Origin of the sequence: Pseudokineococcus marinus (assembly GCF_013004605.1) — a bacterium.
GTDB lineage: Bacteria > Actinomycetota > Actinomycetes > Actinomycetales > Quadrisphaeraceae > Pseudokineococcus > Pseudokineococcus marinus.
The window spans coordinates 1-2,705 of sequence record NZ_JABEMA010000365.1 but is presented as its reverse complement, the minus strand read 5'-3'; the positions used below and the strand labels follow the sequence as shown (position 1 = coordinate 2,705).

The 2,705-nt window shown below is 78.2% G+C and carries 4 protein-coding genes; all 4 read right to left on the bottom strand.

The features are described 5' to 3' along the window. Nucleotides 1–390, bottom strand: a 390-nt coding sequence (locus HLB09_RS15480) for a DUF2304 domain-containing protein (protein WP_212771199.1), incomplete at its 3' end; no start/stop codon positions are given. A gap of 44 nt (nt 391–434) precedes the next feature. Further along, the gene (locus tag HLB09_RS15475; protein ID WP_171204219.1) at nt 435–1,112 is read right to left on the bottom strand and encodes a glycosyltransferase family 2 protein; all 678 of its coding nucleotides are present in this window, start codon (nt 1,110–1,112) and stop codon (nt 435–437) included. Nucleotides 1,113–1,205: 93 nt separating this feature from the next. After that, a complete protein-coding gene (locus HLB09_RS15470; protein ID WP_171204218.1) occupies nt 1,206–2,207 on the bottom strand; it encodes a hypothetical protein in 1,002 nt (333 codons plus the stop codon). A gap of 9 nt (nt 2,208–2,216) precedes the next feature. Beyond that, the gene (locus HLB09_RS15465) at nt 2,217–2,561 is read right to left on the bottom strand and encodes a hypothetical protein (RefSeq protein WP_171204217.1); all 345 of its coding nucleotides are present in this window, start codon (nt 2,559–2,561) and stop codon (nt 2,217–2,219) included. Nucleotides 2,562–2,705: the final 144 nt, after the last annotated feature.

Here is a 2,705-nt window from a genome sequence, read left to right as displayed (position 1 = left end):
GTCCTCGCCCGCCGCCGGGACGGTCGCCGCGGTCCCGCCCGTCGTCGCGACGTCACCGGGTGCCGGCGGGGGAGGCGCCGCGTCGAGCGCCACGCGCCGGCTGAGGCGGGTGATCTGCTGCTGCATCTCCTGGAAGCGGATGTAGGAGGTGGCGACGAAGCCGAGGAAGGCGACGATCGTCAGGTACAGGAGCAGGTCGGCGCCGCGGCCCACGTCGAGCAGCCGCGCCGCCCACGTCCAGCTGTCGGGGAAGGCGAGGCTGACGAGCGCGCCCACGGCGAAGGCGAGCAGCGCGAGGCGCCGCAGGGCCTGGTGGCGGACGCCGCGGGGGCCGCGGACGAGGACGAGGACGACGCCGACGATGCCGACGACGAGGACGGCGCGGATCACGGGGCACCTCCGGGAGCGGCCGCTCGGGCGCGGCGCGGGCGGCCTCAGCGGAAGAGGGACTCCGTGAGGATGTTGACGGAGTTCCACATCGACTGGCCCTTGGTGCGGGAGTAGTCGGTGTAGAGGACGTGGACGGGGTGCTCCACGTACGGCAGGCCGGAGTCGGCGACCTGCTCGAGCAGCTGGCTGGCGTGCGCCATGCGCGACTGGGTGAGGTCGAGGTGCTCGGCGGCCCGCCGCGTCAGCGCCCGCAGCCCGTTGTGGGTGTCCGTGACCCGCAGGCCGGTCGTCAGCCGGGCGTGCCACGTGGCCGCGCGCAGGACCGCCCGCTTGCGCGGGTCGAGGGCGGTGCGCCGGTCGAGGAAGCGGGAGCCGAGGACGACCTCGGCCTCGCCGGTGCGCAGGCGCTCCACCATCGCCGCGGCGTCGGCGACCTGGTGCTGGCCGTCGGCGTCGAAGGTGACGAGGTACCGCGTCGTGGGGTCGGACAGGGCGTACTCGAGGCCGGTCTGCAGCGCGGCGCCCTGGCCGAGGTTGACCGGGTGGGACACGACGACGGCGCCCGCCTCGGCCGCGCGCTCGCCGGAGGCGTCGCCGCTGCCGTCGTCGACGCACACCACGCGGCCGAAGACGCGGCGCAGGCCGCGCACCACGTCACCGACCACGGCCTCCTCGCGGTAGAGGGGCACGACGACCCAGGTGTCGTCCCAGAGGTCGTCCATGGTCTCCCGTCGTCCTCGCCCGGCCGGGCGCCTCGTCCCGCCGCGATCTGCCCGCCGGGCCGCAGGGTAGCGACGGCCCCTGCGGGGTCGCCGTCAGCGGCGCCCTCGCAGGTCGCGCAGCCGGCCGCCGAGGCCGGCGGACCGGTCGGCGCCGTGGCCGGTGCCCCGGTGGTCGTCGTGCCGGTGGTCCTCGCGCCGGTCGTCGTCCTGCCGGTGGCCGTCGACGTGCGGGGCGACGTGCGGGGCGGCGTCCGGGGCGGCGTGGACCTGCTCGGCCAGGCGGTGCTTGTCGCGCACCGGCCCCGACAGGTCCCACCCGGCTCCCGCGGGCGCGGCCGGGGCCGGGAGCGGCGCCCCGGCGGCCGGGCGCAGCGCCCGCACCTCGAAGGGGCTGCCGAGGGCCTGCAGGGCCCGGTGCTTGTGGCCGTAGTAGTCCGGGGCCACGTCCACCGCCACCCCCGACGCGCCGCGCGCCGCGGCGAGCAGGTGCGGGTGGTAGCGGGTGGTGAGCCAGCGCTGGCCCGGGCGCGCGGGGAAGCCCCGGTCGAGGACCTCGCCGAGGGAGAGGAAGCGGGCCCCGGGCAGGTGCGGGGCGACGACGGCGTCCCAGACCCACCGGTCGACGCGCGGGACGCACTCGAGGACGCCGAGCTCCTCGCCCCGCACGCCCCACCGGTCGAGCTGGTCGAGCACGAGCGCCGCGAGCGCCGGGAGGTCCTCGGGCGCGACGACGTCGCTCTGGACGCACAGCATCGTGGGCGGCAGGCCCTCCGGCGGCGCCCACGGGCCGCCCGCCGCGCCCGCACCGTCACCGGGACCACCGCTGTGACCACCACCGGGGACACCGCTGGGCGCGTCGTCGAGGGCGAGCAGCGCGTCGTCGCCGGACAGGCGCGTCGCGGACAGGCCCTCCAGCAGGGCCCGCGTCGGCTCGTCCCGCACGTCGACGACGGCGTAGCCGCGGAGGAGGCGGCGCAGCAGGGGAGCGGTGCTGGGCTCGGCGGGCATCAGCCCCGCGCCGGTGAGCGCGACGTGGCGGCCCTCGTCCGCGAGCACCGACCCCGCGGCCAGGGCGGCCGTGTTGAGCGGCCACATCGCGTTGACCTAGCCGCCCCCGAGGACGTGGACGACGTCGGCGCCCTCGAGGAGGCGCAGGCCGGCGGCCCAGCGCGGCGCGGCGCCGTGGTCGTGGACCGCGCCGCGGACGAAGGCGGCCACCTGCCAGGGGTCGTGGGAGCCGGCCTCCTCGGCGACGCGGAAGACGGTGTCGACGCACCGCAGGCGCGGGTGCAGGTCGCCGTGCAGCGCCGCCGTCCCGCCCGCCTGCGGGCTGTCGAGGACGACCTCGTCGTCGGGGAACCGGCGGGCGAGGTGGCGCAGCCACGCGGCGGTGATGAGCTCGTCGCCGTAGTTGGGATGGCCGGAGGTGGCGAGCAGGTATCGGCGCACGCGCCCGATGCTGGCACGCCGCCCCCGGCCACCGGGAGCGCCGGCGCACCCGGCGTCCCGGCCGGCGTCGTGCCACCGGCCGCCCGCCCCGCCCGTCGAGGACGTCCCCGCGCCCGCCGTTGCTAGCGTGCCGCGCGCGCCGGG

Bases quoted from the DNA above. Each gene is read 5' to 3' on its own strand.
- HLB09_RS15475 (WP_171204219.1), bottom strand. From the start codon at position 1,112: ATGGACGACCTCTGGGACGACACCTGGGTCGTCGTGCCCCTCTACCGC.
- HLB09_RS15470 (WP_171204218.1), bottom strand. From the start codon at position 2,207: ATGTGGCCGCTCAACACGGCCGCCCTGGCCGCGGGGTCGGTGCTCGCG.